This is a genomic window from Paenibacillus sp. 10L310 (genome assembly GCF_056395745.1).
The window spans coordinates 702,444-725,588 of record NZ_JBFTKC010000002.1 but is presented as its reverse complement, the minus strand read 5'-3'; the positions used below and the strand labels follow the sequence as shown (position 1 = coordinate 725,588).

23 protein-coding genes are annotated in these 23,145 nt (G+C 45.1%); 19 read left to right on the top strand and 4 right to left on the bottom strand.

Annotated features, from left to right (window positions below):
* The first annotated feature begins 87 nt into the window (after positions 1-87).
* The 4 genes from AC1DE7_RS08610 (at position 88) to AC1DE7_RS08595 (ending at position 4,123) form a co-directional block, all read left to right on the top strand.
* The gene (locus tag AC1DE7_RS08610) at positions 88-342 is read left to right on the top strand and encodes a hypothetical protein (RefSeq protein ID WP_036609033.1); all 255 of its coding nucleotides are present in this window, start codon (positions 88-90) and stop codon (positions 340-342) included.
* A 148-nt stretch (positions 343-490) separates the two neighbouring features.
* Positions 491-1,090: a nitroreductase family protein gene (locus tag AC1DE7_RS08605; RefSeq protein ID WP_074094703.1), complete on the top strand. Its 600-nt coding sequence runs from the start codon at positions 491-493 to the stop codon at positions 1,088-1,090.
* Positions 1,091-1,184: 94 nt separating this feature from the next.
* On the top strand, positions 1,185-2,816 hold the full coding sequence (locus AC1DE7_RS08600) for an S-layer homology domain-containing protein (RefSeq protein ID WP_477534143.1): 1,632 nt from the start codon (positions 1,185-1,187) through the stop codon (positions 2,814-2,816).
* Between the two features lie 389 nt (positions 2,817-3,205).
* On the top strand, positions 3,206-4,123 hold the full coding sequence (locus tag AC1DE7_RS08595) for an NAD(P)/FAD-dependent oxidoreductase (protein ID WP_282321736.1): 918 nt from the start codon (positions 3,206-3,208) through the stop codon (positions 4,121-4,123).
* Between the two features lie 122 nt (positions 4,124-4,245).
* Here AC1DE7_RS08595 and AC1DE7_RS08590 read toward each other — a convergent pair whose 3' ends face one another.
* Positions 4,246-4,455 (bottom strand): hypothetical protein, encoded by a 210-nt coding sequence (locus tag AC1DE7_RS08590; protein WP_282321735.1) that lies wholly within the window; start codon positions 4,453-4,455, stop codon positions 4,246-4,248.
* Positions 4,456-4,701: 246 nt separating this feature from the next.
* Here AC1DE7_RS08590 and AC1DE7_RS08585 point away from each other — a divergent pair, with 246 nt between their 5' ends.
* The 5 genes from AC1DE7_RS08585 to AC1DE7_RS08565 all read left to right on the top strand — a co-directional run bounded on the left by AC1DE7_RS08585 (position 4,702) and on the right by AC1DE7_RS08565 (position 8,358).
* Positions 4,702-5,055, top strand: a complete 354-nt coding sequence (locus AC1DE7_RS08585; protein ID WP_036609024.1) for a DUF3243 domain-containing protein — start codon at positions 4,702-4,704, stop codon at positions 5,053-5,055.
* A gap of 613 nt (positions 5,056-5,668) precedes the next feature.
* Positions 5,669-6,235 carry a hypothetical protein gene (locus AC1DE7_RS08580; protein WP_282321734.1) on the top strand — a complete coding sequence of 189 codons (567 nt, stop codon included), beginning with the start codon at positions 5,669-5,671 and terminating at the stop codon, positions 6,233-6,235.
* A gap of 156 nt (positions 6,236-6,391) precedes the next feature.
* Positions 6,392-7,249, top strand: coding sequence for a heme o synthase (cyoE, locus tag AC1DE7_RS08575; protein ID WP_282321733.1), 858 nt, complete (start codon positions 6,392-6,394; stop codon positions 7,247-7,249).
* A 387-nt stretch (positions 7,250-7,636) separates the two neighbouring features.
* Complete coding sequence (locus AC1DE7_RS08570) at positions 7,637-8,119, top strand: tetratricopeptide repeat protein (protein WP_127546157.1); 483 nt, start codon at positions 7,637-7,639, stop codon at positions 8,117-8,119.
* 32 nt (positions 8,120-8,151) lie between these two features.
* Positions 8,152-8,358, top strand: a complete 207-nt coding sequence (locus AC1DE7_RS08565) for a hypothetical protein (RefSeq protein WP_282321732.1) — start codon at positions 8,152-8,154, stop codon at positions 8,356-8,358.
* A 40-nt stretch (positions 8,359-8,398) separates the two neighbouring features.
* On the opposite strand, the gene AC1DE7_RS08560 is transcribed toward AC1DE7_RS08565, so the two are convergent.
* A complete protein-coding gene (locus AC1DE7_RS08560; protein WP_282321731.1) occupies positions 8,399-9,274 on the bottom strand; it encodes a LysR family transcriptional regulator in 876 nt (291 codons plus the stop codon).
* A gap of 165 nt (positions 9,275-9,439) precedes the next feature.
* On the opposite strand from AC1DE7_RS08560, the gene AC1DE7_RS08555 reads away from it, so the two are divergent.
* The 10 genes from AC1DE7_RS08555 (at position 9,440) to AC1DE7_RS08510 (ending at position 21,590) form a co-directional block, all read left to right on the top strand.
* A complete protein-coding gene (locus AC1DE7_RS08555) occupies positions 9,440-10,387 on the top strand; it encodes a DMT family transporter (RefSeq protein WP_282321730.1) in 948 nt (315 codons plus the stop codon).
* 189 nt (positions 10,388-10,576) lie between these two features.
* On the top strand, positions 10,577-11,608 hold the full coding sequence (locus AC1DE7_RS08550; protein ID WP_282321729.1) for a LacI family DNA-binding transcriptional regulator: 1,032 nt from the start codon (positions 10,577-10,579) through the stop codon (positions 11,606-11,608).
* Positions 11,609-11,855: 247 nt separating this feature from the next.
* On the top strand, positions 11,856-14,405 hold the full coding sequence (locus AC1DE7_RS08545) for a beta-mannosidase (protein ID WP_477534142.1): 2,550 nt from the start codon (positions 11,856-11,858) through the stop codon (positions 14,403-14,405).
* Between the two features lie 169 nt (positions 14,406-14,574).
* Positions 14,575-15,159: a hypothetical protein gene (locus tag AC1DE7_RS08540; RefSeq protein ID WP_477534141.1), complete on the top strand. Its 585-nt coding sequence runs from the start codon at positions 14,575-14,577 to the stop codon at positions 15,157-15,159.
* A gap of 77 nt (positions 15,160-15,236) precedes the next feature.
* The gene (locus AC1DE7_RS08535) at positions 15,237-15,941 is read left to right on the top strand and encodes a response regulator transcription factor (RefSeq protein WP_083677370.1); all 705 of its coding nucleotides are present in this window, start codon (positions 15,237-15,239) and stop codon (positions 15,939-15,941) included.
* A complete protein-coding gene (locus tag AC1DE7_RS08530) occupies positions 15,938-16,978 on the top strand; it encodes a sensor histidine kinase (RefSeq protein WP_074094716.1) in 1,041 nt (346 codons plus the stop codon). Before AC1DE7_RS08535 ends, AC1DE7_RS08530 begins: the two co-directional genes overlap by 4 nt.
* Before the next feature lie 34 nt (positions 16,979-17,012).
* Positions 17,013-17,738 (top strand): cytochrome c biogenesis CcdA family protein, encoded by a 726-nt coding sequence (locus tag AC1DE7_RS08525; protein WP_405159132.1) that lies wholly within the window; start codon positions 17,013-17,015, stop codon positions 17,736-17,738.
* An 18-nt stretch (positions 17,739-17,756) separates the two neighbouring features.
* The gene (locus tag AC1DE7_RS08520; protein ID WP_405159133.1) at positions 17,757-18,338 is read left to right on the top strand and encodes a redoxin family protein; all 582 of its coding nucleotides are present in this window, start codon (positions 17,757-17,759) and stop codon (positions 18,336-18,338) included.
* A gap of 16 nt (positions 18,339-18,354) precedes the next feature.
* The gene (msrB, locus tag AC1DE7_RS08515; protein ID WP_405159134.1) at positions 18,355-19,443 is read left to right on the top strand and encodes a peptide-methionine (R)-S-oxide reductase MsrB; all 1,089 of its coding nucleotides are present in this window, start codon (positions 18,355-18,357) and stop codon (positions 19,441-19,443) included.
* Between the two features lie 236 nt (positions 19,444-19,679).
* Complete coding sequence (locus AC1DE7_RS08510; protein ID WP_282321724.1) at positions 19,680-21,590, top strand: AraC family transcriptional regulator; 1,911 nt, start codon at positions 19,680-19,682, stop codon at positions 21,588-21,590.
* A gap of 135 nt (positions 21,591-21,725) precedes the next feature.
* On the opposite strand, the gene AC1DE7_RS08505 is transcribed toward AC1DE7_RS08510, so the two are convergent.
* A complete protein-coding gene (locus tag AC1DE7_RS08505) occupies positions 21,726-22,397 on the bottom strand; it encodes a hypothetical protein (protein ID WP_127546188.1) in 672 nt (223 codons plus the stop codon).
* Between the two features lie 44 nt (positions 22,398-22,441).
* Positions 22,442-22,963, bottom strand: coding sequence for a zinc metalloprotease (locus tag AC1DE7_RS08500; protein WP_282321723.1), 522 nt, complete (start codon positions 22,961-22,963; stop codon positions 22,442-22,444).
* Positions 22,964-23,145 lie beyond the last annotated feature (182 nt).

Sequence of the window (23,145 nt, the reverse complement as noted above, 5' to 3'; positions counted from 1 at the left end):
TTTTGTTTGAGGAATGCATCCCACTGTGTTTAGAGGACACGCAGAACAGGTAAAGAAAGGTAATGAACCCAGAGGAGGCGAATATGAATGAAACAGCGCACACCGGATCAGAATAACAACGATACCCAACAGGAACAATCCCGTGACAATCCTGAACAATATAAGACAGAGCACGAAAGTCTGCTTGACCGACATGAAGAAGAACAGACTGTAGATCCAATTCCGATGGAAGATCTGAATATGGAAGCTCAGGAAGAGAAGAATAAAGATCAGACAAAAAGTAACTCGTCTACGGAAGAGAAATACCGGGCGGATTATCGTAAAAAGACGGGCGAAGGATAATTTCAATTGCTGTGTTGGGCAAACTTGTGGAAATGTTTTCGGTGAATGTATATTTAGTGAAAATAAATTAGTTTGTTGACTAATGTATGTTACTATATTATAGTTACTATGTTGGCAATTGAAAAAAAATTTTGGGAGGCGAATAAGAATGACAACTTTTTTTGATGCGTTGAAAAACAGAAGATCTTATTATGGAATCAGCAAGGAATCTACAATTTCGGATGCTAAAATCCAGGAAATCGTAGAAGAAGCGGTGAAATATACACCAACTTCCTTTAACTCACAAACATCCCGTGCCGTTGTATTGCTCGGTGAACAACATGATAAATTGTGGAATCACACAGAAGAAATTTTGCGTGAAGTGGTAGGTAATGAAGAAGCCTTCAAATCCACAGCAGAAAAAATGACTGGATTCCGCAGCGGATATGGTACGGTTCTCTTCTTCGAAGATAACAATGCGATCGCACAGCTTCAACAAAATTTTGCAGCTTATGCAGATAACTTCCCAATCTGGGCTAACCAATCCAACGGTATGTTGCAACTGGTAATCTGGACTGCTCTGGAACAAGAAGGTCTGGGTGCATCTTTGCAGCACTACAACCCGTTGATTGACGAGAAAGTGAAGCAAGAATGGAGCATTCCTGAGAACTGGAGATTGATCGCTCAAATGCCATTTGGTAAACCAACGGCAGCACCGGGTGAGAAAGAATTCCAACCAATTGAAGAGCGCGTAAAAGTACACAAGTAAGCTTCGCATTTCCCAACATTTAACCACATACGGCCTCGCTTCAATTTGATACGATGATAGTTGATCGTAATCCAATGAAGCGAGGCTTTTTGATGTGAATAATAGATTAAAAGACATAACGAACCAACGGATATGGAAAATGGTTTTATGCGGGTTATTAACACTTGGATCGGTGGCTGGATACAGCTCTACTGTTCAGGCTGCAACCGTGCAGCAACAGTTTCAGGATACGCACACCAGTTACGCCAAGGATGCCATTACACATCTGGTGGCAAAAGGCATTGCTGCCGGTACGTCAGAGACTACGTTTGAACCGAAGAAAGCCGTTACTCGTGCAGAATTTGCGACGTTTGCTGTGAGATTACTAGGTTTGAAGCCCGTTAAAAATAATATTAATCCCTATCAGGATATAAGCATGAATGCTTGGTATTACGGCAATGTTGCCGCCATGACGAATCTTTTTATTCTGGAGGGTAAGGGTCAGGGAACGTTCCAGCCTAATGCTTCTATTACGCGCGAAGAAGCGGCTGCCCTTCTTGTTCGAATGTTAAAACAACAACCCGTAGAGACATCACTCTTATCTTCAACGTATTTTGACGCAGCGGATATCTCGGACTGGGCACGTCCTTATGTTCAGACGGTATATCAACTTGGACTAATGCGGGGAAGCGGAGGCGTGTTTCGACCACATGACCAGGTAACGCGAGAAGAAGCAGCCGTAATGCTCGATGCCATTTTACAAAAGAAAACATGGTCTGAGCAGTTACAACGTGGGGATGAACTTGGCGTTCAGCTGGGCTGGCAATATAACTCCACTACAACTGAATTCAAGAAACAAGTGGAAAAGTCTGAGGTCAACACACTTGTCCCACGCTGGTTTTTCCTGAACAGCAGTATGAAAGTAACAGATCACGCGGACCCTGCATTGATCTCCTGGGCATCAGCCACCGACAGGCAGCTATGGCCATTACTTGGGAATCGTTCCGATTCGGCACTTACCCATCAGATGTTATCCAGCTCAGCCAACCGAGCGGCAGTGATTTCACAGGTAGCCGCTTATGTCAAAACCTATAAATTGGACGGCATTAATGTGGACTTCGAGAATGTTGATCCTGCGGATCGTGAAGGGCTGACGGCATTTGTGACCTCTTTGACGGCTACGTTGCACGCCCTCGGTGCTGTGGTGTCCGTGGACGTTTCACCCGACCTGGGTACTGATTGGACGGATGCATTTGATTATGCCAAACTGGGCGCTGTATCAGATTATATGGTGCTGATGGGATACGAGGAACACTGGAACGGTGATCCGAAAGCAGGATCAGTGGCGTCTCTTCCATGGGTAGAAAAGGCTTTGGATACCATGCTCTCCGAGGTGGTACGTGCCAAAACAATTTTGGCCCTTCCGTTATATACACGAGACTGGTCTTCCGTGAATCCGGCAACCAGTTCTTGGGACATTACACTGGCAGACCAGGGAATGCGTGCGCATGCTACGGGATCTGTAAGACGATGGGATGCAAGTCTGGTTCAATATATTATCGGGTACAACAGTAATGGTAAGCCAAGATATATATGGGCAGAGGACAGTCGTTCGTTATCAGCCAAAGTGTTAATGAGTGAGCAACGGCAAATTGCTGGACTGGCTTACTGGTATATGGGCGGCGAAACAGCGGATGTATGGAACGCCATCTCGAATGCATCGCGATTTGAATCTTATAACTTCTAAGTAATCATAAATCTTATAGGCCCAAACTCACCGTGATTCCTACGGATGGTTTGGGCCTGTTTATTTTGGTATAAGATAAGGAATATGAGGAATCGTTTAAGCTTGGCTGAACGGTTTAATGTATATAAGGACAAAATATATATATATTGAGCTAAACATTTACACAATAACGGAGAGGACAGAAAGAGCCTGAAGAAGCGAAGCGTGCGCCTAAAAGCTTTCTGAAAGAAAGCTGCATCGAAAGCATACGCTTATCCCCGGATTTACCCTTTGTAAAAGGTATTAAAAAAATCTGGGGATAACAGCGATCGGAAGGTTGTTCTGTCATCGGAGTGACCCAGTGTAAATATTCTTTAGTTCAATGTATATAGTTCAGGAGGAGAAGGAGCATGCGAGAGGTTGATTGCATAATTGTAGGTGGAGGGCTCGCAGGGCTTCAGGCAGCCATTCAGCTTGGACGTTATTCAGCTCATCAGGTGTTGGTAATCGACGCGGGAGAAGGCAGATCGACGTTATGCCGGACTTATCATAATATCCTCGGTTTCCCCGATGGGGTATCCGGTGAAGAGCTTAGAGAACGAGGCAGGATGCAGGCAGAGCGGACCGGTGTATCTTTTGAGAAAGACCGTATTGTTAAAGCAGGACGTCATGGAGAGATGATCCAATTGTTCGGTACTTCAGGAACTGAATATAGGAGCAAAACCGTGTTATTGGCAACGGGGCTCACGGATAGAGTTCCGGACATTCCGGGACTAACCCCTACGCTGGGCCGAACGGTGTATGTCTGCCCTGATTGCGATGGTTATGAGATTCAGGATCAACGTACGGTACTATTGGGATCTGGCGAACCAGGTGCCAATATGGCGATGATTTTAATTCAGCGTACGAATGATCTGTTATATATCAATCATGAGCAGGCTCCCATATCTGCAGAGCTGCATCGGAGCATGAAAGAGGCGGGAGTTCGTTATCTGGAAGCGGCTGTTCAGGAAGTACAACAGATTGAGGATGGCCATATCACCGGTGTTCTGACCGAAGATGGGCAGATTTTTGAGTCGGAGCGTGGATTTATCGCATTTGGAGGCAACCGGGTACACTATGAACTGGCGGAGCAGCTGGGAGCTGTAATCGCAGATAATAAACATGTGGAAGCCGATCCGCGCAGCTTGCAGGCAGCGACTAATGTGTGGATTGCCGGGGATCTGGGCCTGCACGCAGAACAAGCAACCGTTGCGATGGGTGAAGGTTCCATTGCCGCGATCTGGATTCATAAGGCGTTACAGCAGATGACCAAGGATTCACGATGAATTTCACCTCCAACTATGAGGTTGATTATTCCATTGCTCATTACCAAAAAAGTCCTCCCAAGCCATGCATGTGGCAGGAGGACTTTTTGAGCTATCTTTTGCTAGGGAGAAAAGGATTACGCTTATTTGTCTGATGAATCCTTTGACTTGGAAGAAGACGTCTTGTCCTTCGAGTCATGGGAGAAGTCTTTGCGAATGTTGTCCACGATATCACCAACCACGCCTTCGATCATATCGGTTGGTCCGGGATTATTTTTGTCTGGATGGATAACGGTATTCACTCCTGGTTCAAGTTCATCATTTGTCTTCTCATGTTTGGTTTTATCACGCATGGGGAATCCCTCCTGATTCGATATTGTATAAGGTGTTCATTAACATATCCAAACACCGTTACGTATATGTAAACGATTAACCACTGTAGTTCTTTTGAAACGTGTACTTGCTCATATATAGAAGATATATACAGAATTGAACGTACTGATTAAACTTCTGCAATACGTTTATATTATAGATAACCAATGAGTATTAAGTTTAAAGCTTGAAACCAATAAATAACTATTATGCAGGAGGTTATTCAAATGAATGAAGAAAATCATGTAATCCATAAAGATGGCCAAGTATCAACTGACAAGGTGGACAATGCAATTGAGAAGATTGCGCCGGAAGAAAGAGAACAGATTTTACAGAACTTTGATGCATTCAAAGAATACCTGGGTAAGCGAATTGCCATGGGAGAATCGATTGGACTAAGTGAGGAGCAGATGGCCAAAATTGCCGAGAAAGTAGCGGATTATCTGGCAGCTCGGGAGGAACCCCGTAATCGTGAAGAAAAACTGCTTCAGGAGTTGTGGAATGTTGGCAAGGAAGACGAACGCCACATGTTGGCTCATATGCTCGTTCGTTTGGCGCAAAGCTCCACACCCAATCATTAAGATTAGCGTCTATGCGTAAGCATAAGAAATACTTTGACCAGGTCTTCAAACCTGCCAAAAACCTGCCAAAAACCGGAGCGTAACTCTTGAACGTATCTGGAGCAGGGCATAGAGCGGGGAGCGCTAACGAACCTGTGACGTCTTATTCAAGGGTTTGAAAGTCCCGTAGCAATCTAAGGAATCTGACACACGTTATATTGGTATAAACAGCCGTTAATAGCGTGTTTTCAGGGAATTTTGGCAAATAACGTGTCTCATGTTCCTTACAAAATAAAAGGACCGCCAGAAGACCAAATAAGATGTCCTCGATTCCTTAGTTATCTGGACACAGACATCCTTCAACGTATCACTTGCCTGAGTTTAAAAAACACACCCTAGTAAATAACCTCTGAATGGCGATGCCTTCAGGGGTTATTGCCGTTTACGGAGAATACAGACAGGAGTGATGACGCACATTGTAACTATTTTTAATCTGGCTGATACTTTTATAATCCCTGTTCGAAGTATGATAGGAAAAGAAAGAACGTTGGAATCGATAGTTCACATGAGCGTTTGAGAAGCAAGACTTCCGGTTAAGGAATAGTAACGTTCATATTAAGGAGAGATGTTACCTATGAAGAACGCGACAAAACAATGGAAACTAGGAATGATCGGTGCAGTTGTTGCTTTACTTGGTATGATTGTGCTGACTACATATTTACTTACCCCTGCGAATGCTCAAGGTAGTACGGACGCTCAACAAACTTCTGCGAAAGAAGCTCAAGTTGCAAACTCCGAGATGTTTACAGCCTATGTTGAAGGTATGCATATAGAAGACGGCAAATTGTTTATGACAGTGGACAAGATTGGCTGGTATCAGGGTGAAGAGGCCGATGCGATTTTTGCACAGCGCAATCCGGAAGCAGGTATAGACGGTGCTCCAGATGGTTACTATATTGTCAACGATAGCAAAGAGCAGGAACAAGTTGAGGTTAGTGCCAATGCTGAAGTATTGATGCAGTTGTATGATCGGGATGGTACGATGCAGGGCGCAGACATTCAGTGGAATGAACCTGTGGCATTATCCAAGTTCGAATCGTTGTATGAGAATACCCGTATTCTTGATCTATCCGTATTCCCGTATCATCTGACGGTGCAGAACGGAAAAGTTACTAAAATTGTGCAACAATACATCCCATAAAATAAGATGAAATTCATCATCAAGCATTCCTCCTGTTCATTGGAACGGTGAGGGATGCTTTTTGGTTATGACAAATTCATGAAAGCGATTGTAATTAATGGTAGGTACATGTATCATTATTGGAATGGCGTTTTTACATAGTTCAGGAGGAGCCTCATGCTTAAAGACATGATTGCATTAACTAAGCCCGGACTTCTAAGGTTAAATGTGTTTGCGGTGGCGGTAGGATTCTGGGTAGCTTCAAAATGGGATATCAACTGGTTATCTCTGCTCATGGTCGTGATTGGATCAACTTTGGTTATTGCTTCAGCTTGTGTAATCAACAATTATTGGGATCGTGAATTGGACCAAAAGATGGAGCGCACCAAAAAAAGGATGGATTACATTAACCATCTGAAGCCAGGGTTTGTGCTTGGCTATGGCATTATCCTAGGTGTTGTGGGAGTAGCAGTACTGTATCTCCTGGTGAATCCGTTATCAGGGTGGATGGCACTGCTTGGATGGTTCGCTTACATCGTGATTTACACGATGTGGTTGAAACGCAGTTCAACGTGGAGCACGTCGCTCGGTGGAATTGCCGGAGCGATGCCGCCTGTCATCGGTTATACGGCTGTAACCAATGAGATTGATGCAGGTGCCTGGTTGCTGTTTGCACTATTATTCTTGTGGCAACCACCACACTTCTGGTCATTGGGTATTCGCCGGGTAGAGGAGTATCGCGCTGCGGGCTTCCCGTTGTTGCCAGTGGTTAAAGGGGTGAAACGCACCAAGTTTCAGATGATTCCTTATGTTTTTCTGCTGCTTCCTGCTGTATTTCTGTTGTATTATTACGACTACGTAGGTCTGGTATTTCTGATTGTATCTTTGGTCGGTGGACTGATCTGGTTTGTGCATACACTTAGCGGACTGAAGACACAGGATGATGAGAAATGGGCAAAAGTGAACTTTCTGATCTCGGTTAATTATCTCATGCTCGTATTTATTGTTATGGTAGCGAATACGGTATGGTCTTAATTAGACGATGAACAGATCATTTTCAGAGAGATTTTAGCTTAAGCTATATAAATTGAACTAAACATTTACACAAAACGGAGAGGACAGAAAGAAGCTGAAGAAGCGAAAGCGTTCGCCTTTATCCCCGGGTTTTCACCTTTGTTAAAATGATTCGAAAAATCCGGGGATAACAGCGATCGGAAGGTTGTTCTGTCATCGAAGTGTCCAGTGGAAATATGCTTTAGTCCATTTTTTATAACAAGCTGCAAAGAATGAAAAAGCACACGATGGAATAGCGTTTGGACAACCTTGAGTTGTTACAACATATTCTCTGGGGTGCTTTTTTGGTATAATAAAACAATTGAATCATATAAGTGGAATTTATAATGCAAGATGGGAAGTGACAGCATGAGCAATTTGGAACAGGCCGTGCAATGGAGACAAGAAGGCAAGGTGCAGGAAGCGATTGAACTACTGCAAGAGATTACAGTCCAGGAACCCGAAAATGCAAATGTCTGGTATCAGCTGGCTTGGGCACATGATTCGCTTGGATTGGAGCGGGAAGCTGTCCCGCATTATGAGAAGGCACTAAGTCTTGGTCTTTCTGGTGAGGACAGAGCAGGGGCAATACTCGGGCTGGGCAGCACATATCGAACGCTTGGACAGTATGAGCAGGCAAAGGTTTGGTTTGAAAAAGGGATGAAAGAATTCCCGGCGTACCGGGAATTTGAAGTTTTCTATGCCATGGTGCTCTATAATCTGGGTGAACATGCAGAAGCGATGCAAAGACTGCTCGTGCAACTTGCGGACACATCAAGTGACAAGAGAATCAATGACTATAACAGAGCAATCCGTTACTACGCAGATCAGCTCGATCGGGTGTGGGAATAGATCGAATACACAGAAAAGGGAGAGATGGATGAATGAACTCCAATCAAGATCTGAAACAGGTAAATGAAAGGTTGGATCAAATTGAGCAGAAGCTGGATAGATTGGGAGAGAGCCAACAGGGCAAACGCTCACCTGGCGTGCGCTTCCTGATTGGTTTTGGCATCACGATTGCGATTATATCTGTACTGTTGCTGACTCTTGGTGTTATCCAATTTGTGAGTAATGTGAGTAATGGATAGAAAAAGTCGATCATGACGACAGGTAGTGAGTTCTCCAAATTTACATTACCTGGCCGAGCCACTGTTGTACCTCTTCAATGAAACGCCGCGTAGCTGGCGATAGATTGCCCAAAGATGGGCAGGCCATGCCAATTGTACGATAAGGATCTCCAGAGAGTGGCACGAGCGCGAGTGAATCGGTATGATTTTGAAGAACCATTTCCGGAAGCAGGCTGATACCGAGGCCATTACGGACCATCGCCATAATGGCTTGATCCTCGGCTACTTCATAGACGACATTGAGCTTGGCCGCATGCTGCCGGATCAGTCGTTCAATCTCGTTATCTCCGCCCCACTTGGGCAGAATAAAGGGTTGTTCCAGTAAAACATCAAACGAAACAGACTCCTCTGAGGCGAGAGGATGATCCAGAGGCAGGATGCACATCATCCTGTCTTTTTGTAATGGGATCGTCTCAAAAGGTGATGAATCGCCGAGGGATAGAAATCCGAGATCGATGGCACCTCCAGCTAGCCAGCCCTCAATCTCAGCATAATCGCCTTCCCACAGCTTAATCTCAATTCCGGGATGACGCAGGCGAAATTGTTTCAGGATGCCCGGCAACCATTGTGTGGAGACACTTGCGAAGGTACCAATACGCACCGTACCAATCTCAGCGCCGCGAATGAGGGAGATTTCCTGGTTCATGAGTTCCGTCCAGCGCAGAATCTCACGTGTGTATCCCAGAATGCGTTCCCCTTCAGCGGTAACCCGTACACCTGAGCGGCTGCGATGGAGCAGGGAAAAACCACATTCTGTCTCCAGACTGGCGATGGCATGGCTGACTGCGGATTGGGTGATGTTTAACGCTTCTGCCGCTTTGGTGAGACTGCCATATTCCACAACGGTATTCAAAATTTCGTATTTGATCAGTGACATGAATGGTTCCGTTCCTTCCCATTTTTAATGCATGAGTTTATTTCATATAATCCATTATAAATATTCATTTTAATAATGCAAAGAGATGGTTTATACTTGCCAAGGCGAGTTAGTTTGACGCACGATCACACAGATCAGAATACATAGAATGAAGGTTGAAGCAAGATGAATGGTGTACAGGTTAGTCAAGGTCAGACAACAAGAAGAGCGGACATACAGATGCTGCTCGCAACGGTTATATGGGGATCTTCCTATCTGTTTATGAAATCGGGTCTGGAGTCCATGCAAGAATTGAATCTGGTCGCATTTCGTTTTGGAATTGCCTTTATTGCGGCAGGGATTCTTTTTCATCGGCGGTTGTTTAACATGGATCGCAGAACACTTGTGGCAGGCGCTATTATGGGGACAGCTTTATTCGCTGCATTTGTATTCATCACCTATGGTGTGCAACGAACCACGACATCCCAAGCGGGATTCCTAATAAGTTTGGCCGTTATTTTTGTACCGATCCTGACGACGATCCAGCATCGTCGTATGCCGGATAAACGATTGACACTCAGTATCCTGGTTGCCGTTACCGGGCTTGGCTTGCTGACGCTTCAGCATCAGCTTAGTCTGCACACGGGAGATATTCTCTGCATACTAGCAGCACTTGTGTATGCCATCTATATAATGATTGCTGGCAAGTTCACACCGAAGCACGATCCGTTAACATTGGGGACAGTTCAATTGGGTGTTGCAGCGATGTGGGGAATTGCAGCTACATTTATGCTGGAAACGCCACGTATGCCCGATACGGCTGAATCCTGGGCAGCCATTCTTGGCTTAGGTGTTTTGTGTAGCGGCTTGGGGTACATTCTGCAGACACTCGCGCAGCGCCATGCCTCTCCCACAAGAACAAGTCTGATTTTTTCACTCGAACCACTGTTTGCAGCAGCCTTTGCATTTACCTTTCAAGGGGAATCGCTAACGTTGCAAGGGTATGCGGGAGCAGCTTTGATGTTGGTTGGTGTTCTGATCACAGAGATCAAACTTCCACAGCCTATCTTCTGGCGCAGAAAACGCCCGGTTTTACAGTCGGAACTCGGCGATCAGGGAGCACCAGGCGTATAATTGGCGGACAAAGGGTCCTTTCGTCATCTTCTATGGAAGGTGGGGAGAGGGCCTTTTTTGGTTATGTCGCACACCTTGTGAAACAGATAAACTACTACCTAACAAAAACAGAATAACATAACCTTGTTTTGTTGATTTTTGTTTTTTATGCTACACTGAATGGAAAATTAGGAAAAACGGGTGAGTAGGATGGCCAAAAGAGTAACGATGCAGCAAATTGCGGATGCTGCGGGGGTATCCAAATTCGCAGTCTCCCGTGCGCTGACGGGCAAGCCTGGTGTGAGTGAGCATACACGCGAGATGATTGTCAGAACAGCGGGGCAGCTCGGGTATTTCAGAACTGAGCCTAAGCGTTATCCGGGGGAGACACAGATATCAACGGAGATGAAGCCAGAAGCGGAGCGACAAGGCACCATATTGATTTTGTTCCCCAACATTCGTTCTCAGAATCGAGCTTCCTTATACTGGGGGCCTGTGTTTGATGGCATTTCTGAGAGGTTGAATGAGAAGGGGATGGATATTTTAACGCTGACAGAACCCTCTTCAGATCGGATGTTCTCGGTCCTTAATCCCGAAGCAATCAGCGGAGTCATTACCGTGGGCACCATCTCGACATCGGTATTGCTGGAGATTTACAGACTGCGTATTCCGCTTGTCATGGTGGATCATGAAGACCCTGCCATATACGCAGACTCGGTTTTTACGGACAATATGAAATGTATGAAAGAACTGGTTCTCATGCTCGTTGGTAAAGGGTATAGAAGGTTCCAGTTTGCCGGGCAACTGCCCGATGCAGCAAGTTTTAGAGAACGCTGGCTTGGATATCGTATGGTGCTGGAAGAGAAACAGTTGGAGGGGGAACAGCAAGACGGCTTGCTGGGACCAGAGTATGATCAGATCCGGAGATCCATTGCTGAAATGGAGCTGGAGGATATCCCTGAAGTTATCGTGTGTGCAAATGACCATACAGCTGTTATTGTCATTCAGGCACTCCAAAGTCGAGGCATTCAGGTGCCCGAACGTTGTGCCGTAACCGGATTTGACAATACGCAGACGGATGAACCCATTCTTGCTTCGGTACATATTAACAAAGAGAATCTGGGAACGAGATCAGTAGACCAGCTATTGTGGCGGATCAAACACCTGGATGAACCTTATGAACGCAAGCTGATCTATTCGGAATTAATTATTCGTGATGAATATAACGCCAGTATACTGTAATGGGATATGAATTTACGGGCTCATTTTAACAATGATCATACGGGTAAATGAAATCAGGTGAAAGACATGGAGAGGTTAGAGCTTCATGTCTTTTTGTTATGCAGAGATTGTTTAACAAATTAAATCACAAAACAGATTGACTATAAGAAGCATATCGTGTTAATTTTGTTTTGTAAGTTATTTGTTTTTATAATAACAAAACCTAACAAAATAATATTTACCAACTCTAACAACAATGGAGGCTGTCATGAGCACAATACAATCACATGTTTTTCAGAATTGGACGTTCAAGGCTTGCGAAGATCAAGAGTGGATGCCGGCTCAGGTGCCCGGCTGTGTGCATACAGATTTGCTGAAGCTGGGCAAGATTCCAGATCCTTTTTATGGAACAAACGAGAAGGAAGTACAATGGATTGATAAGATAGATTGGGAATATCAGACGGAATTTGACGTTGCCGAAGGGTTGTTCTCCCAGGAAAATCTGGAACTTGTGTTTGATGGTCTGGATACATATGCGGATGTGTATGTGAATAATGTGCATGTGTTATCAGCAGATAATATGTTCCGGGTATGGAAGGCAGATGTAAAGTCTGTATTGAAGGGGAACGGCAACATTCTTCGAATACGTTTTCGGTCACCAATTCAGGAAGATCTGCCTAAGCTGGAGAAGCTCGGATATGCATTACCTGCATCGAATGATCAGTCCGATGTTGGTGGACTTGGCGACAAGAGAGTAAGTATTTTTGCACGTAAAGCCCCGTATCACTATGGTTGGGACTGGGGTCCGCGTTTTGTAACCAGTGGGATCTGGCGTGAAGCACGTCTTGAAGGTTGGACACAGGTACGAATCAATGATGTGTATATCCAGCAAAATGAAGTAAGCGCTACCTCAGCTTCATTAACTGCTGTTGTGGAAGTCGAGACATCACAAGCGGTAGATACGACTATTCGTATCGGCGCAGATGGACAGAGATGGGAAAGATCCGTATCGCTACAACCCGGAACTCAGACGGTGGAGATTCCAATCTCTATTGATGAACCGAAACTGTGGTGGAGCCGTGGGCTTGGTGATCCGCATATGTACACCTTCCTTACCGAAGTGCTTCAAGGTGAGCGAGCTGTGGCTGAATCTACAGTGAAGACTGGGCTTCGTTCCATTCGGCTGGTACGTGACAAAGATGAAGCAGGAGCATCCTTTTACTTTGAACTAAATGGTGTTGCGGTCTTTGCCAAAGGGGCCAATCACATTCCAAATGATAGCTTTATCACTGAAATTACTCATGAACGTTATCGTCATGAGATCGTATCCGCAGCCGAGTCTAATATGAATATGCTACGCGTGTGGGGTGGCGGAATCTATGAGCAGGATGTGTTCTACGAACTGTGTGATGAATACGGAATCCTGGTATGGCAAGACTTCATGTTTGCATGCAGCATGTATCCAGGAGATGAAGCGTTCCTGAACAGTGTGAGACATGAGGCGATTGATAATGTGAAACGTCTGCGCAACCATCCAAGTATTGCACTCTGGTGTGGGAATAACGAGATTGATTCGGCTTGGGCTCACTATGTTGAGAATGGTGGCTGGGGTTGGAAAAAGGAATTTACTGCCGAGCAGCGTGAAAGCATCTGGGCCGATTACGAAGCCATCTTCCATGATTTGCTGCCAGAAGTCGTTGAAGCGTATGCGCCAGGTGTGGATTACTGGCCTTCCTCACCACTGGTATCACTGACAGGGGATGAGACGCAGCATGCGCACCCATCCACAGCTGAAGGGGATATCCACTACTGGGGCGTGTGGCACAATGTAGAACCGTTCGAGAACTACAACGTGCATGTGGGTCGTTTCATGAGTGAATACGGATTCCAGTCTTTCCCGGAGTACAAGTCAGTACGCACTTACGCAGAAGAAGAGGATCTGGCTCTGGAGTCGGAAGTCATGCTGGCTCATCAAAAGAATGGGGCAGGTAATCGTCTGATCAAACAGTACATGGATATGTACATGCATGAATCGAAGGACTTCCCATCGTTCCTGTATATGAGTCAGGTGCTTCAAGCGGAAGCGATGAAGACAGCCATTGAAGCGCACCGTCGCCGCAAACCATTCTGCATGGGCACACTTTACTGGCAAATGAATGACTGCTGGCCAGTGGCTTCATGGGCAGGTATGGACTACCTTGGTCGTTGGAAAGCATTGCAATATTATGCGAAACGCAGCTTCAGCGATGTGTTGGTATCGGTAGATGGAACAAAAGAAGATACAACAGATATATATATCATCTCGGATCAATTACAACCTGTTAAAGGGCAGTTACAGATTCGTTTGCTCGGGTTCGATGGAACGGTGCATCGTGATGAAACACATGACGTGACCTTGGCACCTAATACAGGTGATCGAGTGCTGTCATTACGTAACGTGGAATGGCTTGAAGGTCATGATACAGCTAACACGCTGCTACGCCTGGATCTGAAACAGGAAGGTGCTGCGAATATCGTACAGGAACACTATTTTGTACCGTCCAAAGACCTTGCTTTGCAGCCTGCAAACATCAATGTAAGCGGAGGAGCGGATGAAAACGGCGTTCATCTGGTACTGGAAAGTGACGTGCTTGCTAAACAGGTATGGCTATCTTCGGATGTGGAGGGTGTCTTCTCAGATAACTTCTTCGACTTGATTCCTGGCATTCCGGTGAAGGTGCAGTTCACTTCCAGAGAGGGATTGCAGTCTAATGATGTGATATCAAATCCGGGACCGATCGAGGTTCGATCCATGATTGATTTTAGTCGTTTGACCTAGAAGACACGGTTGGAGTCTCTCATAAGAGAGATTTCAACCGTTTTTTTATTGAAAACTGACCTCATTTATATATCGTAATGGTTTCGTAATACTTCGCTTAGAGAATCGTAAGCTGTCTTGCTTATTGTAATCCATGTAAGTAATAAACGAATGGAGAGTGATAAGAATTATGAAAACAAATAAGAGCAAAAAAGTGATGGTAGCAGCGGTATTGGTGATGTCTATGGCCTTTTCTGGATTGGCAAGTGCTGCAGATATGAAAACGATTAAAAAGGATGGCATGGAGCTTGTTCAATTGAGACAGGCGGCGAAAATGTATGATTACAGCATTATGTGGGACAGCAAGGACAGATCTGTAACTTTGATGTATATGGGCAAAATGGACGACATGAAGATGAAAGACGACAACATGATGGAAGACGACATGAAGATGAAAGACGACAACATGATGGAAGACGACAACATGATGGAAGACGACATGAAGATGAAAGACGACAAGATGATGAAAGACGACAAAATGATGGAAGATGACATGATGATGAAAGACGATAAGATGATGAAAGACGACATGATGATGGAAGAAACGATGATGCCTGCCGGAAAAACGATTAAATTGTGGATTGGATCGAAAAAAATTATGGTAGACGGTATGCAAGTTAACTTGAAATCGATGCCTGTCATCCATGAAGGGAATTCGTATGCGGCTGAGTCTGTAATTAAACAATACATGATGCCAGCCATGGGAATGAAGTAATTTAAGGGCTAAGCATCGCCATCACCATATGATATGATTGGCTCAAATGTATTTTCTGGAATATGGGGTGGGTTCGTTTGAATGAATGTGTACTGGTTGCTGATGATGATACAAATATTACGGACGTTTGTCGCAGGTATTTGGAACGGGAAGGTTATCTTGTCGTGACGGCCAAGGACGGTTTGGAGGCTATTGAGCTGTGGCACAGCCAAACGCCAAGCTTGATTGTGCTCGACCTGATGATGCCACATAAGAATGGTTGGGAAGTTTGCAACGAGATTCGGCAAACTGAGGATGTGCCCATTGTAATGCTGACGGCCCGGGGGGAGGAGCAGGACCGTCTGATGGGACTGACGATGGGGGCGGATGATTATCTGACCAAACCATTCAGTCCGAGAGAACTTGTTTTGCGTGTGAAGGCAATCCTGCGGAGAATGCGAATTGCGCAGGCATCACCTGTTACAACATCTGAATATACGATCAATTATGAAGGGCTTACCATTGATTTTACCAAGCGTGAAGTGCATATCAGCGGGCAGGTAATTGAATTGACCGTTACAGAGTTTGAGATGTTGTATTTGCTGGCAAGTCACCCGGGTCAGGTGTTCTCCCGTAACCAGATGTTAAGCAAGATTTGGGATTTTAGCTATGAGGGAGATACAACAACGGTGACTGTACATGTTCGGAGATTACGAGAGAAGATCGAACAGAATCCTTCTGATCCAAAATATATTAAAACAGTTTGGGGCATAGGATACAAGTTTGCGGGTGGTAGTTCATGAAACTTCGCACATACTTGGTGTTGTCCAGTCTCACGGGAATTGGCGTATTATTAATTTGTTTGTTCATCAGTTATTCCAAAATGCTGCTTACGATCGAACAATTGTATTGGTTATCGGCTATAACGGCAGGGGTAGGCTTACTTTCGTTTATTCTTCAATATTTGCTGACTAAGCCATTGGAGAAATCAATTGCGCGAATTACACAGCAGACAATACGAATTGCCGAAGGGGATTTCCATACGGAAGTCCCTCTCATCGGTACGCAGGAATTTAAGCTCCTGGCACAGCAATTTAATGAAATGAGTTCCAAGCTGAAGGAAAGCTTTGATCATCTGCATCACTCAGAAACCGCGAGACGAGAGTTGATCGCCAATGTATCCCATGATTTACGAACTCCCTTGGCATCCATTCAGTCATTCGTCGAAGCGTTGGAGGATGATGTCATTAAGGATAAAGAAACCTTTCAACGTTACCTGAACACGATACGACTTGAGACGAAGCGTTTGGGAGGGCTTATTCAAGACTTGTTTGAATTATCCAGCCTGGAAGCGCAAGGGGAGGTATTTGACCCTCAGCCTTGTCACGTCGATGAGTTGCTGCTCAGTACATTGGAGAGTTTTTCGTTTCACCTCGCCGAGAAAACGCTGAACGTTGAAATCGATTTGCCCGATAAATTACCAGCCGCGGTCATGATGCCTGCACAAATGAAGCGGGTCCTTTCCAATTTGCTGCAAAATGCCATTCAATACTCTCCTGTTGAAGGAAAAATCATTCTGGCTGCCGACGAAAAGGGGCCGTTTATACGAATTTCAGTTACGGATGAAGGGGAAGGCATTGAAGCGGAGGAGACTTCGCGTATATTTGAACGTTTTTATCGAATTGACAAATCACGCAGCAAGAGTAATGGGGGGGCCGGGCTTGGGCTTGCCATCGCTCAATCAATTGTGGAACTCCATGGTGGCGAGATCGGGGTTCAGAGTACAAAAGGAGAAGGAAGCTGCTTCTGGTTCACGCTTCCGATCTACGTCAGTCGTTAACCTTGGTTAATCAAACGTAGTATTTATTCAGGTGGTGAATGACTTGACCAGTGATTTGGTTTTTCTTTTCGGGGTTTTTGGTGCAGGATTGTTATCGTTTTTTGCGCCATGTATTCTGCCGCTGATCCCGGTATACGTGTCTTATCTATCCGGAAGCATGGTCAACGGTACGAATCAGCAGCAGCCTGACACCAATTCGGTTCGGTTGCGGTCCACACTTGTTTTGCGGACATTTTTATTTGTTCTTGGGCTGTCCCTGGTATTTGTTTTACTCGGTTTTGGTTCCGGCATGGTTGGTAATTTGATCTCAAGTCCTGTGTTTATTGCGATTTGCGGAGGCATCGTGGTGCTTTTTGGGATTTATCAAACCGGGTTGATTCGGCTATCCTGGCTGGAACGGGAGAGAAAGCTGTCAAACGATCAAGCCAAACGGGGAGGGTATGTCGGAGCGTTTCTGTTGGGTCTAACGTTTAGTTTTGGCTGGACGCCTTGTATCGGGCCTGTGCTGGCGGCCATTCTTGGTATCGCTGCAGGAGAAGGCTCTCCACTGTATGGCGGGTTTCTCATGTTCCTGTATACCCTTGGATTGGCGATTCCTTTCCTGATTCTGTCCGTTTTTTCGGAATATGTTATGAAGCGGATACGTCGTTTATACAAGTACATGGGCGTCATCAAAATAACTTCCGGCTGTATTCTTATTGTCATGGGACTATTGTTAATGACAGACCGACTAAACAGCTTAGTGACCTGGTTTCAATAATCATTGGAGGAATTTGGTATGAAGACGGCACGGAAATGGATGGTATCTGTAATCGTATTTGCTGGAACCCTGTTGATCTTGAGCGCATGTGGATCACAGCAAACTGAATCAAAACAAACGGGGTCATCATCAGCCCCAGCATCAACATCCGATATGAGTTCGTCAACCATGATGAACAAGGGCGAGACGGCTCCTGAATTTTCATTGCGTGATTTGAAAGGAAACACGGTTGGACTTTCTGATGTTCAAGGCAAGAAAGTGTATGTGAAATACTGGGCTTCCTGGTGTTCCATCTGCCTTGCGGGTTTGGAAGACCTGAACAATCTGGCTGGTCAAAACAATGATTTTCAAGTCATTACGATTGTGACGCCGGACTACAAAGGAGAGAAATCCTCCCAAGAGTTTACCGAATGGTTTGACCAACAGCCATATGATAACATAACTGTTCTTTTGGATGAGAAAGGTGTATGGGCCAAGAAATTTGGCGTAAGAGCATATCCTAGTTCCTTTTATATTGGCTCTGATGGTATTTTAACGAAATCGCAGCCAGGGCATGCATCCAATGAACAGATCATGGAGTCATTACAAGAGATTTTGTGAGAAAGGAGGAAGTGTCATGAAAAGGACGTTGCTGGGCCTGTGCCTCCTTGTTATAGCGATAGTTGTGTCTGCTTGTGGAAACAGGGCTGAGAGCCATTCAGCTCCATCTTCGATATCCACTCAACCTGTCAAGGCATCGAGTGTCTCCGAGGAAAACCTGAGTAACCTGTACTTGGCAGGAGGCTGTTTCTGGGGTGTGGAGGCATATATGGCTCGTATTCCGGGGGTTCAGGATGTGACTTCCGGTTATGCCAACGGTGAAGGAAAGAATCCAACCTATGAGGATGTTATTCGCGGGGACCAGGGGTTTGCGGAGACTGTTCATGTAAAATATGATCCGCAGCAAGTATCTTTACAGAAATTGCTTGAATCTTATTTTCGAGTTATTGATCCTACCAGCTTGAATAAGCAGGGCAATGATCGTGGAGTTCAGTATCGGACTGGCATATATTATACGTTGCCTGAAGATGCCAAAATTATCGAGCAGGCTGTAGAGGCAGAGCAAGAAAAATATGACCAACCCATTGTAACGGAAGTAATGCCTCTGCAGAATTATTATTTGGCGGAGGAGTACCATCAGGATTATTTGGAAAAAAATCCGAACGGATATTGTCACATTGATATGACTGTTTTGGATGACCTGGAGATTGGAATTGATCCCGCTCAATATCCACGTCCAACAGATGAACAATTAAAGGAACGTTTAACAGACGAACAGTATGCGGTCACGGTAAACAATGATACGGAGCATGCGTTCAGTAACGAATACTGGGATAATGAGGAGCCCGGTCTGTATGTGGATATTGCAACGGGAGAGCCGTTATTCACCAGTCGAGATAAGTATGATTCCGGTTGCGGGTGGCCGAGTTTTACAAAACCGATTGTACCTGAGGTTGTTACCTATACAACGGATACGAGCTTTGGTATGGACCGCACGGAGGTACGAAGCCGGGCAGGTGACATCCACCTCGGGCATGTGTTCGATGATGGTCCCGAAGATCGTGGTGGCAAACGTTACTGCATTAACAGTGCATCGATCCGCTTTATTCCGCTAGACAAGATGGAGGAAGAACGATACGGATATTTATTGTCTATTGTCGAGTAGAGAAGGGCAGCTGACTTTATCAAAACATAATAAGGCCATAATCTTAGAACGGTTGAGATCTCTCTATGAGGGATTTCGACCGTTTTTTATTTTGCAGCATCTAACAAAAACGAAGGTAGGCTTCAAAGATGGTTGCATCATTGTTATAATTGATAATCATTATCAATTATAGGTGGATTTTTAGTCACAATGCTAAGGTATTGTGTGTGTTTGATCGTTTAGGAGAGGGAGTTTATATGGGAATTCAGAATGACATCAAGCTGTGGGATCAGGTCCAGGTTCGCGTGCTTGATGTGCGTCTTATATCACTCGCAACACACGAGTTCATACGCAATTATGTGTTACCGACGAGTGCATTTGTGTATGTTCAAGGCAGGGGGCAGGTCTGGCTTGATGAAGAGGTATGGACTACAAACCAGTTCTTGTTGCTGCATGGGGGAAAAGGAAGACGTCTAACACTTGAAGCGACAGGGGTAATGGAGGTACATCTGATTTTGTACAAATCAACCTTGCCCTCCAACGTGCTTGTGGAGTACCGAATGATGTTGAACCAGCGTAATCCGTTTGAAGAGTCCTGGGCGACAGTGCCGGATCATACACTTGAGCTGCGTGAGCTTGTGCGGAATATACATGAATGCTGGTCAGGGCAGGTGCGAGTGAGCAAAATTCAGGTCAAAGTGTATTTTTTTCAACTGGTACAGCTTGTCTTGTTACAGCGGAGTCGCATGTCTAACGAATTTCAACAGCCTTCGCTTACCGATCAGGTTTTGCGATATATCAAAGCTCATTACCGGGAATCCATCTCACTTGATTTGCTTGCCCAGTCCTTGAGTTACAGTCCGCAATATTTATCACGCAAATTCAAGGAACAGACGGGATGTACACCGACAGAATATGTAATTCGGTTACGAATGGGTGAGGCAAGGAGTCTGCTTGCGTCCACAGAAGCTTCATTACAGGAGATTGCTGCGTATGTGGGTTATATGGACCCGTTTTATTTCAATCGTATATTCAAAAAAGAGATCGGTATCACACCGGGGCAATATCGGTTGAAGCAGCAGGAAAACTCGAAATCAGTTTCAAAAAGTACATTAAATGCAACAAATGAATCCATTGTAACAGGAGGGGATGAACGTTATCCTTTAATTGATGATGATAATCATTATCAATATAAGGGAGATGAGGAAATCAACATGTTTAACCATTTTAAATCAGCGATTATGTCGCTTGCGCTTGTACTCACATTGAGTGCTTGTGGAACAACTCAGCAGGGGGCAGAAACATCCGAAGTTGCGGCTGAACCCGAACAACCGGCAGTCGTGGAGACCCAAATGGTAAATACGACCTTTGGTGAGGTAGAGATTCCTGCACATCCGGAGCGAGTTGCTGCCATAGATTATCTGGGAACGGTACTTGCTCTTGGTGTCAAACCGATTGGTGGAGGCCAATTTCTAATGAACAGTCCTTATCTGGAAGGTCACATGGATGGTCTTGAAACGATAGGGGATTCCGTTGAACAATTGATGGAGCTGGAACCTGATCTCATTATTACATTGAATCCGGACAAGGCGGCTTATGAGAAATATAGCAAGATTGCTCCGACCGTTTCGATCGCATCCATCACTTTTCCGACACTGAAGGACGAAGTGAACTATTTCGGTAAAGTCCTTGGCAAAGAAGCGGAAGCAGAGAAGTGGCTGGCTGATTTTGATGAGGAGATTGCCAAAATCAAGCAGGAGGTGCAGAGTGTTGTTCCAGCTGATGCTACATTCTCCGTTATGCAGGAATATGATCGCCAAGTCTTCATTTTTGGCAATCAGTCGGGCCGGGGAGGGCGTAACATCTACGAATTGCTTGGTTTGCAAGCACCAAAGAACATTCCATCCGAGTTGATGCAGGGCGCCTATCATGAATTCTCCATAGAACTGCTCTCCAAATACGCTGGAGATTACATTGTGCTGACCAGCAAGTCTCAGTTGAAAGACCTTCAGGCAGATCCGATCTGGGGTTCATTGCCTGCTATCAAAAATGGAAAAGTGTACATATGGACGGAAGAACAATCCTGGTTCCGTGACCCTATTGCCTTGTTGAAACAGACACAGGATCTGGCTGAATGGATTATTGGACTTAATACACCGTCTAAATAAGGAACTTCAAAAAACCGTGCCGCCCAGTTTGCTGAGCAGCACGGTTTTCATTTCTTATGTAGGACTGAACAGTAGAGGGGATTAGGGCCTGTACGGAGATGAAATAATAGTGTGGTGTGATTACCGTATAAGAGTTTATTCGCTCTTTTGTTCGTTCTGAATTTCTTGCAGATCCTCCAGTTGCAGTGTGAGGTCATTCTCGGGGTTTGCGCTCACAATGACTTCTGACTGTGATTGTTGCTGACCAGGCTGATTCGACTTGGCGGCAGGTTTAATCACGTAGAGACTTTGAACGGAGTTGAGCAGGCTGGCAGGGGTGTCTTCATACGTTTCCAGGAAGAGTACATAGTCTTTGGTAGGAATCAGCTTGAGGTTGTCATCATTAATAATCTCGGTGTTACCAAGTTGTCCCCCAAGTTGCTTCACTTCAAGTTTTTCCCCGGCAGTGTAACCGCCTTTATAGGATTCAGCGACCTGAATCGTGTGGATCGTATAGATTTTGTCAAAAGAAGCTGGCTCTCCGCCCGGATCGGACGCAGGGTTTAACTCGTTTTCATTGGCAGCATCAGTAACTTGTACGATATCGTTTAAAGCTTCCACACGAGTCTCAACAACACTGCCTTTCACAATGGTATTTGCTCTCTCGGACAGGTCGCCAATGCTGCCATAACTCGGGTGATCTTCAGAAGCAATAATGGTCATGGGTGCATCGGATGGGGACGCGGTAGGTGTAACAGAAGAACATCCAACAGCAGATAAAATGAAAATGGAAGAGAGAAGCAGCGTTAATACTCGATTTTTGTTCATGGACAGGAATCCTCCTTGGATTATTGGGATAAGTTCGTAGCGGATTAGTACTTGGATTTTACGTTATTGATATCAAAAGTTTGGGGTTGGGTCATGGAATTGCGGTTACGGGAGTAAGACATAATGGAAGGACTACTTGTTGTCGGGTTGTCACCGAGCCAGATGGAGTGTCCGAGTTCGTGGACAAATACGCTTTGAATGAAGTTGGATAAGTTGGTCGCGTCAGGGGTGATTGTGGATGCATTGAGTTCGATGCGGAAGCTTACGACTTGACTGCCGGATACGGAGGCGTAGTTGACACCATATGCTGTATTATTGAAGTTTCCTGCGGTGATGATGTTTGGGGAGTTACTTGTTTTGGTGAATTTAACTTTGGCACCTGCATTGTTCCAGTTGGTAAGGGAAGTGTCCATGGGAGTCTGCCATGCGGCGGCGTAATTATACGTACGAATGGGGATGGTGGTGCTGGGATAACCGTAGGTCAGAAAGGTTGCCGCATAGATGGTACTGCCAAACATCGCAATCGCTGAGAACAACATGATGCTCATCAAAAACTTCCTTTTCATACTTAAAACCTCCAATAAATGTATTTTATTCTCTATATATAGTAACAAGTAATATTGGAGTTGAAATGAGTCCGAGGTCGTTGTTTTTGTCGTGAAAAACATGAAGTATATCTTGATCCGACCCTAATGGTGTCAAAATAAGTCATTTCCTGTTCAATGTTCATGAATAATTTCCCTAAAAT